The following is a 17,091-nucleotide window of genomic DNA, read 5'->3' on the forward strand; positions in this document are numbered from 1 at the left end:
CTCATGCACTTCATCCCATAACGCTGCGCGTCTGAGATTTTTTTCCACTATTTCATCGTATAAAGTTCCATTAAATCCATGAACTTTTGGACCATAGGTGATGTTATCATAGATCGACTTTGGAAACGGATTCGGCTTTTGAAACATCATTCCAACTTGTCGTCTTAACTGTATAACATCTACATCTGGCTCAGTAATATCATTACCATCTAGTAGAACTGTTCCCTCAATGTGTACACCATTAATTAGATCGTTCATACGATTGAAACAGCGAATTAAAGTGGACTTTCCAGACCCTGAGGGTCCAATAAGTGCAGTCACAGCATTTTTTACAACCTTGAGTGAGATATTATGTAAAACCTTGAGATCCCCATACCATAATGATAGATTCTTCGTTTCTAGTACAATTTCTTCTTCGTCTATACTACTCTCAGGTAATTGAACTAAATCAAGGACATCACTTTTAGTTTCGAAATCTACAGCGTCCATTTCTTACCACCTTCTTTTACTCAATATATTTCGTCGAATATAGATGGCAGTTGCATCTACTAGTAAAACAAGCCCCACTAAAACTAAGGCAGTTCCATATTGTATTGGCCGTGTTTTTGCGATATCGGGGCTTTCAGTTGCCAATACAAATAAATGATATGTTAAAGCCATAGTTTGATCGAACGGTGATGAGGGTAAAGCGTATTTGTAATATACGACGCCGGTAAACAGGATAGGTGCAGTTTCTCCGGCGACACGTCCGATAGCAAGTATCACTCCTGTTAAGACCCCTGCAAATGCCTCTGGAAGGACGACATCTTGAATTGTACGCCATTTAGACGCACCCAGCGCCAAACTTCCTTCCCTGAAACTCTGAGGGATAGCCTTCAGAGCTTCTACTGAAGTCACCATAACTGTGGGTAAAATCATCATTGCAAGCGTCAATGAAGCAGAAAGAATGCTCCTTCCAAATCCTAAGAAAGTTACAAAGAATGCTAATCCAAAAAGACCGAAAACAATGGATGGAACTGCATTTAGGTTTTCAATGGCTTCATTTATTATTCTTGTAATTCGTCCTTCCTTTGCATATTCTACTAAATAGATAGCACCAAATAGCCCTACAGGTAATGCGAATGCTACTGCGAATGCTACTAATAACAGCGTACCAATAATAGCGGGCATGATACCGCCTTCAGTCATGCCTTTTCTAGGCGCTTGTGTTAGAAATTCCAAATTGATAACTGGTGCACCTCTAATGAATATTAAACCCAGTAGGAAGAATAATACACCCATAATAATTACGACTGCGATTCCAGTGAGGGTGAAAAATATTTTTTGTACGTATTTGTTTGCTGAAAGTGGTGGCATTGTTGTGTTTAAGCCTCCTAAAGTCTTTTAAGCATCTTTATTCGTTTTCGAACAACTCTCCGGGCAACATTATTAAGAACAAATGTGATGGCAAATAAAACAATTCCAATAGCAAAAAGTGCATGATAATGTGTGCCACCTTGGACTGCTTCTCCCATTTCTGCCGCAATAGATGCCGTCATTACTCTCACTGGGCTTAAGTAATTCCAAAATGGAGATGGAATTATTGGAGAACCACCTGTAACCATTAAGACAGCCATTGTTTCGCCAATCGCTCTTCCAAAAGCTAAAACTATCGCTGCTAGAATCCCAGATAATGCTGCAGGAAGAACAACCGCTTTAAGTGTTTGAAATTCATTTGCGCCTAATGCAAGAGAACCCTCTTTAAGGTGTCTTGGAACTGCTGAGATTGCATCTTCAGAAACACTTACAATCGTTGGTAGTATCATCACCGATAAAATGAGCGAACCAGTGAATGCAGTTTCACCAACAACAACATTGAATGTTTCCCTAATCCAAGGAACTAAAATTACGAGACCAAAAAATCCGTACACAACTGATGGAATTCCTGCAAGGATTTCTATTATCGGCTTTACGAAATCTCTTATTTGTGGAGGGGCAACTTCAGCTATATAGATTGCCGCCATTATACCGAAAACAATGGCTACGGCTAATGCACCGAAAGAGACCATTAGAGAGCCGATAATCATTGGAGCGATACCCCACGCTCTGTATTTGGGGATAGCTGCTGGCCGCCAAGTCGTTCCAAAGAAAAATTCAATTGGGCTAACTTCAAAGAATACTTGAATACCCTCTATGAAAAGAAAAACAAAGACAAAAAGGACTGCAAAGACAGAAATTGATGCACAAATCAGGAGAAATTCCTTTATTCCAAAAGTTTTGATTGTTTTCCAAAGATACTGTGGATCAATGATTTTTGAGAATAAATTTTTAGATTTTGATTTATAACTTGCACTATCGGACATCATCATCTGATTCCATATTAAATCTGTTACCTTCTAAGTTGCTCTAGATAGGTCTTAGGTTATAAAGTTTTCTATGAAGGCGCTGGATCCGATGTCCATAAACTATAGCGCTCTATATCCCTATATATTTCACTATATTGCCCTATACACGGCTCTATATAACTATATAGACTATATAGTTTATTATTAGGAGCACTCATGTTAGAAGACTAGCGTAATGAAAATGAGATAAAAATCCGTTATTGCCAAATTAAACAAAAAAACAAAAAAAGAAGGGGATTGATAGAGTTCTATTTATTCGGAGTTGTCGTGGTTCAGTTGCTAGAGTGCATGAACAGAGATAAATCCGACCTCTACTACAAGTTCTTGCCCTTGCGTGGATAAGACGAAATTAATAAAGTCTGTTACTAAGGTGTTTTCTTGTTCCGCTAAGGTGCCGTCTGTGTACATGTATAATTCACGCGCAATAGGATATTTTCCAGCGCGAACAGTGTCTTCTGAGGCGACGATACCGTCAACTGTTAATGCCTTTACTGTTCCATCTACGTAGCCAATACCAATATAAGCGATACCAAGTGGATCGCCAGATACTGCTTGCTTCATAGCGCCGTTCGAAGTCTTTTCAATGGCGTCAGCACGAATGGGTTCTTCATCCATTACTTTCTTTTCGAATGTTTCGAAGGATCCAGACGAACTCTCACGATTATATACCACGATAGTGCCAGCGGGTTGTCCAAGTTCGCTCCAGTCGGTAATTGTTCCGTCATAGATAGCTTTTATTTCAGCCATGCTAATATCAGTGAGTCCATTTGTCGGATGTACCGCTATTGAGAGACCGTCAAGGGCAATAACATGTTCTACAGGGTTAACGCCATTTGCGTATGCATCTGCATACTCTTCAGGTTTCATAGGTGAAGAAGAATCAGCGATATCATTGTTTCCATCAATTAGGTCCTTTTTGCCCACACCAGAGCCGCCTCCAGCAACGTTAATCTCGTCATAATAAGGATAGTTTCGATCTGGATTCTTCGTCGTAGTCCATTCTTCTGCGCATCGTTGTGAGATTGGAAGAACTGTTGTTGAGCCCGTGATATTAATTGTGCGGTGTGGTTTGTCGTATCCTGTGCCAAAGACAACGCCGAGACTGATCATCAAAATAACGATGATCGCAACTCCTCCGATTATCTTTTTGTTAAGCTTCAAGTATTCACTCTCTGTATGATTTTTTTGATGTTTTGCCCCCACATCACAGACTAAACTATTTCAAATTTCCCTTGTTAGTTTTTTTACCCCTATATAGAATATATAGAAGCGACATAAACTTGAAATTATCAGTTATCAATTTGAAATAGGCAAACAGTCTCAATTGGGCACTTTTTGTAAAATTCAGCCTCTATCTATACCAGAGATTTTTCATTAATTTGTAAGCTACATTGTGGCAAGATCTTCTTTAAAAGTATATAGAAAGTATAGACCTATAGTGCAATATATATACCTTCTCCATAATCTATATATTTGTATGAGATTCTCGTAATCTAAAGCATCTATTTAATCTATTTAGTCAATATCAAGATTAAATTCTGGGGTGTGATTATTGGAACGAAGGAAAGTTCAGCTGACAGGAACTTCAACATATATCGTCTCACTTCCAAAAAATTGGGCGAAAAAAATTGGATTAAAAGCAGGGGATGAGGTTTCAATTTTAGACAAGCATGATGGTTCGCTCTTATTGTCACCTAATACATCAAGCAACAACTTTTTTCTTGAAGAGTCTATAAATGTTGATAATTTCAAGGATATTGATCTATACGAACGTGTACTCATTGCCAAATATTTAAATGGACCAAAAATAATTCGAATTAATTCTAAAGATCCTATCTCACCAGAATATAGAAAAAGGACACTTAAACGCGTACATCGCCTTTTAGGTGTTGAAATTATTGAAGAATACGAGAACAAAATTGTTCTTCAAGATTTAACGTCATTCGAAGAACTTTCAATAGGGAAAGTGATTCGACGCTTATTCTTGCTCACCTCTTCTATGCATAAGACTATTATGACATCAATGATTGATAATAAATCACCTCTGGAGGAAGTTACGAATCAAGAAGAGGTTGTAGACAGATTATACTTTCTTGCGATCAAACAATTGAAGGGTGGTTTAAGGAACCCTATGGTACTTAAGCAGATCGGAATCCGAGAACAAGAAATTATTGACTTTTATGCTGTAACTCGCTCTATAGAGCGGATTAGTGATCACTTAGTGATGATTGCGAGAAATTGGGATACAATACTTCAAGAAGAATTGGAATGTCCTACGGAACAGCTGTATGAACTAGGTCAAGAAACGCTAGAGATCTACTCAACTGCATTTAAATCATTGTTTTCTCGAGACTTAAAAGAAGCGAATGGGCAGATTCTTAAGAAAGAAGAAATTCGGCATATGATCAATGAAAAGATTGAGCCCATAATATCTTCTTCTACTACTAAGTTGGCGGTAAATCTTGCAGCGATCGCTGCAAGTTTAGAAAGAATCGTCGATTATTCTGCAGATATTGCTGAGGTTGTTATTAATCGAGGGATAAAAACGAAGGAAACTTAACAGATTTTTTCTATTATTAATAGAGTTTTTTAGAAAAATCAGCGTCTTAGCAATGAAAAATGAAGAATAATAACCTAACATTCCTCACTTTCTTTTTTTGTAAGGATAAACACCAAAATGCATACCAATGCCGTTATCCCCATAATAGCTGGAATCGCAAAGGGTATAATTTCTCCAAGAATGACATGTCCAAATAAAGTAAACAACGGGACAGATCCAAATGCAGAATAGAGAGGGGGGGAGATAAGAGAACCTATAATCATTCCGACATCAAAGAACATTTCAATTCGTCCAAATAATTGTCCTCGTCGAGCATGTGGAACTTGATCTGCTTGTAGAGCGCGTAGAGCTGGCTGACTTACATTAAAACCGACAGATCTGACGCCCATTACACCGATTACATTTGCAGCTGTTTGAGAGAACGCTGGTATTAATAAAGTCGCTGTTCGCGAGCAGACCATCCCAACGCTGATAAGTGGTTTTCTACCAAATTTGTCACTCATTCGTCCAGAGGGATAATTCACAAATATACCACACAAACCTGCTGTAGTAAAGATTATACCGATCTCAAGAGGAATAGCTCCAATTTTATCGGTCAAGTAAATGGGCAATAAAGGCTCAAGGAATGCCCAGCTGAACCCATTTGCAAATGCAGCGAAGAAAAATACGTAGAGGTTTCTTTTCAAATATTTAGGTAATTTTGAGTTTCCTTCACCGGGATTGTCAATCTTCAAGGATGGGCCAGAAATTTCGCATGCAGTTCCTTTTCCACGCGTTTCTTGGACACAAAGACGCACAATGACAAGTGAAAGTAAAGAAAGTACAAAGACTATATAGAATGGGAAGCGAAACGAGTCTGCGATCGACATATTGAGGGTAGTGAAAGCATAATGTTGCGCTAAACCCCCTATTGCCGGTCCGCCAACCCATCCGAAGTTAGTAAGTGTGAAAAACATGCTAAGTGCTTCTCCTCTTTTCTTAGGTGAGACCTGATCTACCAAACACGCCTCACTCGGCGACCAAACAAAAGCGGAAGCCATTCCCCAGAAGAAATTCAGTACCAGCATGTGTAACCAGTGTGTGATGAAGAACATGACGATCGAAATTAATGCATACCCAAGGGCACCGAGGTTGATGATAAGTTTCCTCCCGTATTTATCTGAAAACCTTCCGGCCCTGTCATTAAATAGAACACGCCCCACAATGAAAGAGGTAACAAGAAAACCTACGTGCCAGACTTTCGCGCCCAACTCAATAGCAAATAATGGGAAATAGGGCAACGTTAATCCAAAGCCAAGATTTACTACAAATGATGAAATAGCAAGAGTGCATGTGCTGACCGTGTATACGCTTTCTTTGAAACCAGCTGAAGATTCCATGATATTTCGCCAAAATAATGATAAAGTTCCGTAGGCTGATAAAACAAAAGTTTGCCTAGTGTTTTAGACCTTTGTAGAATACGAGATATAGATCAAGAAAGAATACCTTTTTTTAAAGATTGCGGAATATATACTTCCAGCTACGTAAACTAAAAGGATTTCTACGTACGTATCTCCATGCCGAACGAATTGCGAAATATTTCTCGTAACGTTCACGTATTCGATTAATTTCGTTTTCAGAGTACATTCCTGTAACAACACTGTATAAAGGAGCACGTGAAGTAGATTCAATTTCGGGTAAAGGAGTATAATAATCATACCCCTTTAATCCAGCCATTTCTTCAATTTCTGTTCCTGGAAACACATACAAAGTGCTGAACTTAATTTTTGCATCATATTTGTGAAAAAGTCGTTTCGCAAATTCAAATGTTCGTTTTTTTGATTCTTCTGTTTCTTGTGGAACACCTACAAGAAAATATAAGTGAGGTGAAATATCCGCCTCTCTTGTCCATTTTATTGCGTTTTCGACTTCATCGTTAGTTTGTTTTTTATTTAGAAGTGATAAAATCTCTTGATCTGCACTTTCTCCACCATATTTCAGTAAAACGCATCCTGAACGGTTCATCAAATCAAGAAGTTCAGGTGTAACCCCATGTATGCTTGTTTTAGCGCTCCATTTAATATCAAGTCCTCTACTCAATATCTCATTGCAGATTTGCTTTACCCAATTCTTATCAACATTAAAAACAAAATCTCCAAATTTGATGCCAGGTCTACGAAATTGTTCATATACTGCTTCTATTTCATCTACTACCTTTTTTGGGTCGCGCTTTCTCCAACGTCTACCCCAGATATTAGAGGTACAAAAGGAGCAATTAAAAGGACAGCCGCGTGATGCAAACACTGTATAAGCAGGCCAGATGCCTCGATGTGACGAGATGTCCATGTAATAGTTTTTCATATCAACAAGATCACGAGCTGGCCAAGGGATACTGTCTAAATCACCAATCAACTGCCTTGGGGCGGTTCGTACAATAGATCCATTGTGTTTAAAACAAATTCCATCGACTTCTTTTAGTGAAGTCCCTTGTTCAATTGTGGATAGTAACTCTACAAATGTTTGTTCTCCTTCTCCTATAACGGATATATCAACAGCTGGGTGTTTAGTAAGAGTTTCAGGAGTCCCAGAGGCATGAGCCCCACCAAAAACAACTGGTACATTAAGCTCTTCTTTACATATTTGAGCAGTTTCTAGTGCTTCGATAATGCCAGTCGTCATACTGGAAATTCCAATTAAATCTTCACCTGATTTACGGATTATATCAGGTAAATTGTTCCAAATTTTATCATTAGATACATCAACAATTTGTACTTCATGCCCATTTGCTTGCAAATAACTTGCAAGATACATAAGACCTATCGGCTCTCCAAACACATTCATATATTTCTCAGTGGTAAAAAGACGTGATTTGATACGTACTTCTTTTGCGTGAAAAACAGGTGGGTTGATTAAAAGTATTTTCAAAAGCAATCCCTTATCGATTGTAAAATATATTTCTTTTATGCGGCTTCAATAAACTTAAAAAATTAAAAACCTTCTCATCAACACATAGAAAAAGACATAAATAACTCAGCTTGCAGTAAACAAGTTTTGAAAACATAGGGAACCTTAGGGCGGTGAAGACTACCTCTTCATTTCCTCTCCCTTTGTACGTTTTGTACTTTTTGTCTTAATTACTTTTGAGCATACTGTACCACGATGATTGAAATTCTTATCGAAATAAACTAAGAGAGCATGCGCGGGATCTTCTTTATTCTTTGATTTATGCAAAAATGTGCCTGAAACAAGTCCACCATCAAACTTTGCCTTTTCGAGAAATTCTTTTTTTGAAAATATAATGGAAACAAAGCAATCACATATCTTGCAAAAGACAACGACCTTTTTTTCGTTTTCAGGCATTTTTATTACCTTAAACTCTGTCAAGCAATAGTTGTCCCATTTGTTCGAAAACAACCTCAATGTTTTCTCCAGTCTTTGAACTTGTTTTATAGAATGAAGAAACGTCTTTATTTCTTGCGAGGAAATCGTTGATTATTTCCTCATCTACTATTTGTCCTAAGTCACTCTTTGTTCCGATAAGAATGATCTTTGGATTTGTTGCTGCATTTTTCTTAATGATATCTATCCATTCGTCGAGACCTATTAATGTTGGAAGCCGCGTAAGATCAAAAGCCATAATTACTCCATGTGCGCCTTTGCAGTATGTGGGTAGGATGAACCGAAACCGTTTTTCGCCTCCGAAGTCCCATATTTGAAGTTTCAAAATTGAATCATTTATCTCTAGAGTCTTTGTATAGAAACCAGCACCAATTGTGACCTTTGTATCAACTGAGAATGTTTTGGTAATATATCTGTTAATCAATGTTGTTTTTCCTGTACCCCCATCGCCTGCTACAATACACTTGAATGTATAACGCGTGCTCATAAATAGAACCTCAACGATACAGTTAGACAATCCAAGTTTAAAAATTTAAACTTAGTTTTACGCAATTAAGTCTAGTTTCAATTTCTATATCATTCATTACGCTGTATATCTTTAATAAAAAACTGTATATCTTTAATAAAAAACTTTTGCACCTATAGAAAAGACGGCTTAAAGAGTTTTGACTACCTTAAAAACTCAAATGAGGCTATGACAAGTACCATAGTGAAATTTTAAAAGAAATAAGAAAAAATAGAGGGAAAAATGCTCTCGCTAAGAAATTTAATTTCGGTCTTCAATAAAGTTCATATTGACGATTAAGGAATCCACGCCAGATTGTTGGCAATTCATTCATAACTTCTTCAGCAATTGAGGCAACTGTGGAATTGATTTCGGGACTTGAATTCCCTGCATGTAGTTCTACTTCAAGAACCTGAGGCTCTGTGATGGGGCACCCGATTTCTGAAACGATGCAACACGAAGCGTCTGTGACTTCTGTAAGTTCATCCACTATTTTATTACAAATTCTGCGTGCTGCTACATTATACGTTTTGCCAACATGACTTATAGGGTTCTTACCAGCAGCAGCTTCTAGTGTCATAGGACGTTTTGGAGTAATCAAACCATTTGAGCGATTACCCCTGCCAACTTGACCGTCATCTCCATGTTCAGCACTCGTACCTGTGCACGTCAGATAGTAGATTCCTGCGCTGGGATCATCAGCGGTATTCACTTTTACAATAACTTCCTTGTCAGTAATATCAGCAGATTGTCTCAAGACGAGTTCCTTAATATCATCCTTTACGCTCATATAGTGATCTGCATCAGGACATACACTTGAGATGATAGCATTTGCAACGGTAAGTTGTATTTTATCGTTTCTACGAACTCCCATGACCTTGATATCCTCGCCAATTTCAGGGAATCGATACTTAACTTTTCGTGAGTTAAGAAGCATTTCAGACTCGTATGTTAAGCGCTCTAAATCAGTAAAAGGAGCATAACCAACTCCAATAGAAGTATCATTCGAACGTGGGACGTCCACGCCTTCTTCAAAGTTCCCAACTAAATCCGTCGAACCACTGCGGATCTTGTAATCAATAATGATATCGCCATCAACATCTAAATGCGGAAGCGTATCAGCGAGCCATCGCTTTGTATGTCGTACAGCAAGTTTCCCAATAGGCACCTGCGATGCTCTGTCTCCTCCGACAATTCCAACAGCCCTTCCGACAAGTAAAAGATACATTGGTTCTATTACTTCGCCTCCGCCGAATCTTGCGTTCGACTGACCCCCGCTAAGGACGCATTTATCAACATTGTGATGCATAATTGCTCCAAAAGTATCCAGATACCATTCAGAGAGCTTAATACTCAATTCTTCTGACGCTTTATCACAAAGTACATCTGGATGCCCTGCACCTTTTCTTTCCACAATTTCTGTCGGTATCTTCGAAACTGGTAAACTATTAGCATATGTAACGTCTAAAACTTCAGGAAATTTCGCCATTTGTATACCTCTTTTGTCATTATATTGACTTCAATTATAAGTATTTGAGAGATGTTGCATTTGATTTCTATGAATCAACCTCTCATTTCTAGTAGGCAATTTCTGAACGCAATTTAAAATTTGCGTTACAACAATTACTATTCGTAGGAGTAATTTTTCAGAATCTATCTATTATCGAAAAACATAATGAATTAAAAAATATTTCGGTTTCTGTAAAAACTTCCTTTTGTACCACGTAAAGAATTTCAAATTTATTAGGGTTTATTATGTCTCCGCAAGAAGACCCCCTCAACGTGTTGGGGGGATGAATTGCATGTTTTACTTGTTTCGCTTTCACGATACTCCCTAATCTTTAAATACGGTTTTGCAGAGATTCTAAGTAGAATTGAGCTGAGATAACACTCGCCAGTTCTTACATTCATATCACGTTCAGGGCAGGGACTGCCCGTAGAGACTGTTTGACATGTCCCGCTGGGGAATGGATGATTCAGGAAACCAGCTTACTTGTAGGGTGGTAGTTCACTACTATTAAAAATAACCACATGCAACAGATGTTGGTGTTATATATCTGATATGCCATAGTAATACTTCACACCTCGTTTTTTAGGTGATTTAAAAAGAAAAATGTAGGAGGAAACTAAATGGTCGCATCAGATACCGTTTATGTTAGTGAATTTGTAGACTTGATCGGACCTAAAACTGATATGCTTGGCCCCGTGAGGGATGGAGGCGTTTTAACAACAGGTACTGAACCAGCCTGTTATGGACCCATGATCACGCCAGAAATCAGAAGTGGTCATACTATCACAAGACCCGTAGCTGTTGAGGGCGCTGCCGTTGGAGATGGTTTAGTTCTCAAAATCAAAAAGATCGACATTACTTCGAAGGCTGCTGCTTCAGGTACAGAAACTGCTCGAGAAGGGAGTTATGTTGGCGATCCCTTTGTAGCTAAGAAATGTCCGGGATGTGGAAAAGTAAACCCTAACACCGTTGTGAAGGGAATTGGTAAGGATGCAATTCGATGTGCCGATTGTGATACGCCTGTATCTGCATTTGACGTAACAAACGGATATACAATGGTGTTCGACGATAAACGCAAAGTCGGTGTTACAGTTCCCAAAAATGTAGCTGAAAATATTGCCAGAAACGCAAAAGAATATTCGGGAGTTCCCGCAGGTTTTACATGTCATTCGATATTGCTTTTAGCCTTAGCTGACACACCAGCTGGCATTATATCACGGGTCTCGCCGATGATTGGAAACTTTGGCACATTACCCGGAGTTGAAATGCCCAGCTCGCATAACGCCGGCGACTTCGGCGTGTTTCTTGTAGGGGCACCTCATGACCATTCAATCACTGAAGCAGATCTAGCGCTACGCAGTGATTCACATATGGACATCGATACTGTAGGCGAGGGAGCAATTGTTATCGCACCAGTCAAAGTAGATAGAGCTGGCATAGTCGTAGGCGATGTACATGCAATGCAAGGAGACGGAGAAATCTCTGGGCACACTACAGATGTTTCTGCTGAAGTTACTGCGGAAGTTGAAGTCATTAAGAAACTGAAGAATGACGGACCACTCGTGATACCTAAGATGGAGGATTTACCACCATTGGCAAAATTGCCTTCTAGTAATGAACTGGAGATTGCACGATCGGTAGCTAAGAAGTACAACCTCGAACTTCAGACCGAAGTTGCCCCCTTTCAAGTAGTGGGCACTGGTGGTGATCTCAATGCTGCAACAATGAATGGTCTCGAACGAATGGCACAGTTATGCTCTATGGACATAAATGAAGTGAAGAACCGTGTCACAATTACAGGCGGTATTGAAATAGGTAGACTTCCAGGTGTCGTTCACATCACTGCTCTCGTCCCGATGGCACGCTTGGAACAGATGGGAATCGCGCATCTTATAAAAGAGCAATACGGTTTATAGACTATCTTTCGTAAGGGGCTCAAACCCCTAATTTTTTTAAAAAAAATGAGCTCCTGCCAAAAATAAATTTCTAAGTGTTTTGGATCGTTTACAGCTTTGAAACGATAAATTGTAGTAAAAAATATAGTAAAAGAAGAAGTGTATGAAGAAAGAAAGTCTTTCTTGATTTGATTTTTATTCGATTTCAACTTCGTAAGTCGTAGTACATACTCCAACAGTTTCTGGAGGCTTTTCTGTGGCTTTCCAGCGAAATAACTTTATTTTCCCATCAACATTTTTGAGAGCACCTCGAAGTAGCCCTCCTAGGGGACATACTGCACCCTGCTTCTTTTCAATTTTAAATTTAGTGTTCGCTGGACAGAATTTACATCCTTCTATATCAATTGTTAATACATGATTTTCATACTTCACAGAAACGCCATCTGCTATATTGAGATAATCTTTTAGGAAGTTTTGAAAATAATTTGCGAACTCATCTAAGGATGAAAATTTTATATCAATATCTCCAAAACGTTCACCAATAACGCTGCATGCTTTATTTAATTCTCTTTTGGGATCTTTAAGGGAACATAAGAGTGCGAATTGAAATTCCTGTAATAATGGTTCACTATCAAATTCAATCTTTTGCATGTGATTACCACTCCTTTCGTAAATAATGCGATCATCAAAATTGAGCATCAATTTAATGTTTCAACTTAGATATAAACATGATGTTATGGACATATTGGCATGTATCCATGTTCTATCCTTTGAAAAAAATGTGTTCTTGCGTATTGAATAAGAAAATGCTAGTAGATTCATTTTTTGAATCTACTAGGTCTTCAAACTATTGCCATCATTCTTTAGCAGATTTTAGAATGAGTTTATATGTTCTATAACTCAGCTGGATGACAACTACCACAAATATGGCACCAAACAAGTACACGAATGATTGCATGAAGCTTTGAACGAGAAGATTTTCTGTGAGAAGTGCCCAAATATTGACTGCATACCCAATCGCGAAAAATCCGATCAAAATTCCTATTATCATCCAATCTTTACGCATTTTTGCCTGTGGAAAGAGCTGCAGTATTTTTCTAACAACTAGTAAACAATAAAGGAACAAAATCAGTCCTAATACTGAAAATATTGTACCCAATAATACCGTAGAAATTTCCTGTATTCTAATCATCTCCTTATAATTTATAGTTCATTTAGTATCTTTTTGCTGTTTATTTTGATTCCAAAAAGTTCTGTAAGAAGCTCTTGGCTTGTTATTTTTGGCTTCTCATTTGGTAATATCTCTAACAATTCATTTTCAAATGTATTAAAAATCGAAACGTCGCCAGAGAAGTTTTTAAGCAATCCAAATTTTTCCAAAAATCGATTTCTTATTAAATAGATAAGTTCTTGCATTTTTTCGGTGACTTGCTGTTCATTTGTTCTAATGGCAACTGACAAATCATCATCTTTTAAAAAAATATATTTACTATCCTTAAGTCTGATTGCTTCCAAATTACTACTAAGAACTATTTCGGCGAATTGTTGTATTGCTAGAATGAGGTTCGATATAAAGTTATTATCACATTTCTCATCCGTGTAATTAGTGTAAAATAAAATTGTGCCTTGTTGATTCATTATGATAAGTTCATCGATCAAAAAAGACCCCCGTTCTAGGTGACCCACTGCGCGACATAATTGTTTTTAATATCTTTGAGTACTTCTACTTGTACAATTAAAAAATCAAACAATAAATAAATAAATTTTCTCGAAAAATAATCCGCAAGATTCAATCTTTTCAGACTTATATGTGTGGTAAAAAATGGATACAGAACTGAAGACAATATATGATCACTCTGTTCGATTTCATGGTCATCCAGGTGTTTTCTTAGCTATAGGTATCCGCATGGGTCTCTTAGCCCTCGAATACTTAAATTCTAAAGGATATTTCGAACTAGAGGCCTTTATTCAAACAAGGGAGAGGCCTCCCTATCGATGTCTACTTGATGGAATCCAATTTTCGACAGGGTGTACAATTGGAAAAGGTAATCTTGAAATAAAATACTCTAGAAATGGAGATATTTTTGGAGTTTTTAAGACACAATCTGGTAACAAATTTGAAATTAAGGTTCTCCCAGAATTTTTAGAGCACATTAAGAAACAAATTAAAGATGTAGATCGGTTTAATATGCATAACATTGCTGAACAAGTCTTAAAGATGAATGAAAAAGAAATTTTTTCATTCTAACTCACATGAGTCAGTTTTAGCCGAGATTGTTAGCACACGATATTATATATAGGTGATCTGTTGGATAACCAAAGCACATGGCGTATTAGAATACGTTCCCTTAAGGAGTTAAATTCTCTCAAACTGTTTCTTGGAACATTTTTGGTTTATGTTTTCTTTAATAACGGTCTATACTGGGACTCTGCGAGTGAAAGAACAAGATATGTACAGATTAAAGCAATTGTAGAAGACAATGTTTTGTATATTGATCGTTTTGTACCAACATTTCTTAGAAATGATATGTGGGATCTTGTCCTTGCCCCCTCAGGGCATTTTTACCCAAACAAACCCCCAGGTCTCACATTTTTGGGTGTTCCAGTTCTTTTTATTACCAAGGTGCTAGGGATCCCATATCCTCTTGATGGAATCATTCTTATTTCATTAACATGTGTCTTTACATCTGCCACTGTTACTCTCTTATATTTACTATGTGTCAACTCTTTAGGAATGTCAGAAAAGACAGGCTTGTTGGTAAGTTCAATATATGGTTTTGCTACCTTTGCCTTTCCTCACGCAGTCACCTTATATGCCAATTCCTTCTCTGCATTCTTTGTACTTTCAGCAGTCTATTTTCTAATTTCAAGGAATAAAGATGAGGATGTAAAAAACCAGATGATTCGATACTTACTTTCAGGAACTTTAGCGGGATATCTTCTCTTATTAGACTATTCAAATGTTGTATTCTTCCTGCCCTTTATCGGTTATATATTATTTAGAGAGAATCGACGACTTGTTTTCTCTTTTATCCTGCCTGCTATCCTCTGGTTGCTTGTTCTATTAACATATCATTATGTATGCTTCGGAAGTCCTTTTGTAACAACTTATACGTATGCAATATATCCTAAAAATGCATTTGATTGGAGCTATTCACGTCCGTTACATCTTGGTTTGCTCAGATTTTTATTGACACCTCGTCGTGGGCTCTTTTTCTATTCATCTGTTTTATTATTTTCAATTCCAGGTTTCATTTTAATGATAAGGGATTCGCAAGATAGAAAAGAAGGTATTCTCTTCCTCTCTAGTTTTTTAATCATTCTGTTCTTTTTTGCCCCTCTTGCCTATTCAAGTGGATACGTATTTGGATCGAGACGTTTAGATCCAGTATTACCACTGCTCTGTATCCCAATAGGGAGAATCTTGACTGACCCTAGAAAAATCTTCTTTGGTGAGTATTTACAGAATAACTCAATTGTGAAAAAATATGGTGTATATGCATTTTGGACTGTCTTTAGTTTGTTGACCTTTGTTAGTATTGCAGTAAATGGACTTGGTGCTCTTACAAATGTCCATCCAACAAATGTAGAATATTTGGACTACAATTTACGTCTATTATTTGCAGGACAAATACACAGTTTTGTCTGGAATATTTCGCCACTGCTAGGATTCGCTATAATTCTTCCAGCAATAATACTAATTAGTTCTACATTGTATAAAGTCTATCAAAAACCCTTATCTACTTTGAATCTAAGATCTCCTTAGGAAAAATGTTTTGTTTCGATATTTCGACGATCGGAATTGATCTCCGGTTTGGGTCTATTTGTAGCTGGTCTGAAAAACTAATCTTTCCAGTCATTAAGTCATACACAACAAAGTTTTCATTAATTGCTTCAGGTAATTCAACATAGTAAAAAATTGTCTCCTTGAATCCTGGTTGGGATTGGAAATATATATGCCTTCCATTAAAGTCTATATGCAAAAGTAACGGCGCTCTAGAACTTACCATTGCTCTAATCATGTTATCAAGATCTGAAAATTCAACATATTTAACATATTTCATTTTATCTTCATTTTCATTAGAATTTTCTTCATCCATTTATTTCACCTCCGCAAGAAGACTCCATCCACAAGGGTGGAGTTGAATTGCGGTATTTTAGTTGTTATTTTCAAACGTAAATACTAATCCTTTTCCGTATTTCAACAACACCACGTGTTTGATCGTGGCGTTGACGATTGCTCCCTGTGAATCGCATAATCGTACCCATCTTCCATAATTGAATACGCCTTTGACTTTGTATGGTTTTCCATTACAGCTTACCACATCGTGGGGTTGCAACTGATACCTCTGTCTCCTAATTGACGGTTTAAATCCCTTTCGATTCGTCTGTATAGAACGATTATTACGCCTCACTTGCATGACCTCATAAGGTAGGCATCGTTCTTGGTTTTTGCCGCCGGCAATGACAAATGCGTCATTAACATGCGACTTTTCCAGCCCTAACTTATTGCGGTGGTATTTTGTTACGTATCCGTAAGTATACTCTGCCCCTAACTGCTCCACGATCCTCCAACGAATAGTATTCAGACATGCCGGTGCTTTAAGAGGCTGCTTTGCCTGTTTCTGGATGGTAGGATAGCCAAACTCCTCGGCGGTCTGATCTCCTTTTTTAAGGTTACATTTCCTACATGATAACGTCAAATTCGACACTCGGTCTGTTCCACCTCGGCTTTTCGGGACGATATGCTCGACTTCTAAGGGGATGTTTGTTTTACCACAATAAGCACATGCACGTCCCCACTTGTCTAACAGATATTCTTTGACTTCATAGCCTTGAAGTGTGCCCTGCTGATATGC

The 17,091-nt window shown here is 37.8% G+C and carries 18 protein-coding genes; 4 read left to right on the plus strand and 14 right to left on the minus strand.

Annotated elements, in window-relative coordinates:
• The 4 genes from QVB70_RS09910 to QVB70_RS09925 all read right to left on the minus strand — a co-directional run.
• On the minus strand, nucleotides 1-489 hold a 489-nt coding region (locus QVB70_RS09910), incomplete at its 3' end, for a phosphate ABC transporter ATP-binding protein (RefSeq protein WP_287585580.1).
• Nucleotides 490-492: 3 nt separating this feature from the next.
• On the minus strand, nucleotides 493-1,356 hold the full coding sequence (gene pstA / locus QVB70_RS09915) for a phosphate ABC transporter permease PstA (protein ID WP_287585581.1): 864 nt from the start codon (nucleotides 1,354-1,356) through the stop codon (nucleotides 493-495).
• A 17-nt stretch (nucleotides 1,357-1,373) separates the two neighbouring features.
• Entirely contained in the window at nucleotides 1,374-2,348 is a 975-nt protein-coding gene (gene pstC / locus QVB70_RS09920) for a phosphate ABC transporter permease subunit PstC (RefSeq protein ID WP_287585583.1), read from the minus strand.
• A 315-nt stretch (nucleotides 2,349-2,663) separates the two neighbouring features.
• The gene (locus QVB70_RS09925; protein ID WP_287585585.1) at nucleotides 2,664-3,545 is read right to left on the minus strand and encodes a phosphate ABC transporter substrate-binding protein; all 882 of its coding nucleotides are present in this window, start codon (nucleotides 3,543-3,545) and stop codon (nucleotides 2,664-2,666) included.
• Nucleotides 3,546-3,936: 391 nt separating this feature from the next.
• Here QVB70_RS09925 and QVB70_RS09930 point away from each other — a divergent pair, with 391 nt between their 5' ends.
• Nucleotides 3,937-4,944 (plus strand): phosphate uptake regulator PhoU, encoded by a 1,008-nt coding sequence (locus QVB70_RS09930; protein ID WP_287585587.1) that lies wholly within the window; start codon nucleotides 3,937-3,939, stop codon nucleotides 4,942-4,944.
• A gap of 74 nt (nucleotides 4,945-5,018) precedes the next feature.
• On the opposite strand, the gene QVB70_RS09935 is transcribed toward QVB70_RS09930, so the two are convergent.
• The 5 genes from QVB70_RS09935 to QVB70_RS09955 form a co-directional block, all read right to left on the minus strand.
• Entirely contained in the window at nucleotides 5,019-6,323 is a 1,305-nt protein-coding gene (locus QVB70_RS09935) for an MFS transporter (RefSeq protein WP_287585589.1), read from the minus strand.
• Between the two features lie 112 nt (nucleotides 6,324-6,435).
• Complete coding sequence (locus QVB70_RS09940; RefSeq protein WP_287585591.1) at nucleotides 6,436-7,848, minus strand: radical SAM protein; 1,413 nt, start codon at nucleotides 7,846-7,848, stop codon at nucleotides 6,436-6,438.
• 159 nt (nucleotides 7,849-8,007) lie between these two features.
• The gene (locus QVB70_RS09945; RefSeq protein WP_287585593.1) at nucleotides 8,008-8,283 is read right to left on the minus strand and encodes a hypothetical protein; all 276 of its coding nucleotides are present in this window, start codon (nucleotides 8,281-8,283) and stop codon (nucleotides 8,008-8,010) included.
• Between the two features lie 10 nt (nucleotides 8,284-8,293).
• Nucleotides 8,294-8,809, minus strand: a complete 516-nt coding sequence (locus tag QVB70_RS09950) for a Rab family GTPase (protein WP_287585594.1) — start codon at nucleotides 8,807-8,809, stop codon at nucleotides 8,294-8,296.
• A gap of 292 nt (nucleotides 8,810-9,101) precedes the next feature.
• The gene (locus QVB70_RS09955; RefSeq protein WP_287585595.1) at nucleotides 9,102-10,316 is read right to left on the minus strand and encodes a methionine adenosyltransferase; all 1,215 of its coding nucleotides are present in this window, start codon (nucleotides 10,314-10,316) and stop codon (nucleotides 9,102-9,104) included.
• A 641-nt stretch (nucleotides 10,317-10,957) separates the two neighbouring features.
• Here QVB70_RS09955 and QVB70_RS09960 point away from each other — a divergent pair.
• Complete coding sequence (locus QVB70_RS09960; RefSeq protein WP_287585596.1) at nucleotides 10,958-12,253, plus strand: acetamidase/formamidase family protein; 1,296 nt, start codon at nucleotides 10,958-10,960, stop codon at nucleotides 12,251-12,253.
• Nucleotides 12,254-12,427: 174 nt separating this feature from the next.
• Here the strand turns inward: QVB70_RS09960 and QVB70_RS09965 are convergent, their stop codons facing one another.
• From QVB70_RS09965 to QVB70_RS09975, 3 genes are all read right to left on the minus strand, one after another.
• The gene (locus QVB70_RS09965) at nucleotides 12,428-12,883 is read right to left on the minus strand and encodes a hypothetical protein (RefSeq protein WP_287585598.1); all 456 of its coding nucleotides are present in this window, start codon (nucleotides 12,881-12,883) and stop codon (nucleotides 12,428-12,430) included.
• 205 nt (nucleotides 12,884-13,088) lie between these two features.
• Nucleotides 13,089-13,424 (minus strand): hypothetical protein, encoded by a 336-nt coding sequence (locus tag QVB70_RS09970; protein ID WP_287585600.1) that lies wholly within the window; start codon nucleotides 13,422-13,424, stop codon nucleotides 13,089-13,091.
• 11 nt (nucleotides 13,425-13,435) lie between these two features.
• The gene (locus QVB70_RS09975; protein ID WP_287585601.1) at nucleotides 13,436-13,891 is read right to left on the minus strand and encodes a hypothetical protein; all 456 of its coding nucleotides are present in this window, start codon (nucleotides 13,889-13,891) and stop codon (nucleotides 13,436-13,438) included.
• Nucleotides 13,892-14,054: 163 nt separating this feature from the next.
• Between QVB70_RS09975 and QVB70_RS09980 the strand changes: the two genes are divergently transcribed.
• Together QVB70_RS09980 and QVB70_RS09985 are read left to right on the plus strand one after the other, a co-directional pair.
• Nucleotides 14,055-14,480, plus strand: coding sequence for a formylmethanofuran dehydrogenase subunit E family protein (locus QVB70_RS09980; protein WP_287585602.1), 426 nt, complete (start codon nucleotides 14,055-14,057; stop codon nucleotides 14,478-14,480).
• Between the two features lie 60 nt (nucleotides 14,481-14,540).
• A complete protein-coding gene (locus QVB70_RS09985; RefSeq protein WP_287585603.1) occupies nucleotides 14,541-15,998 on the plus strand; it encodes a hypothetical protein in 1,458 nt (485 codons plus the stop codon).
• Here the strand turns inward: QVB70_RS09985 and QVB70_RS09990 are convergent.
• Nucleotides 15,973-16,332 carry a hypothetical protein gene (locus QVB70_RS09990; protein ID WP_287585604.1) on the minus strand — a complete coding sequence of 120 codons (360 nt, stop codon included), beginning with the start codon at nucleotides 16,330-16,332 and terminating at the stop codon, nucleotides 15,973-15,975. The two genes, QVB70_RS09985 and QVB70_RS09990, sit on opposite strands and share 26 nt — an antisense overlap.
• A gap of 57 nt (nucleotides 16,333-16,389) precedes the next feature.
• On the minus strand, nucleotides 16,390-17,091 hold a 702-nt coding region (locus QVB70_RS09995), incomplete at its 5' end, for an HNH endonuclease (protein ID WP_287585606.1).

This window comes from Candidatus Borrarchaeum sp., assembly GCF_019058535.1.
Classification (GTDB): Archaea; Asgardarchaeota; Sifarchaeia; order Borrarchaeales; family Borrarchaeaceae; genus Borrarchaeum; species Borrarchaeum weybense.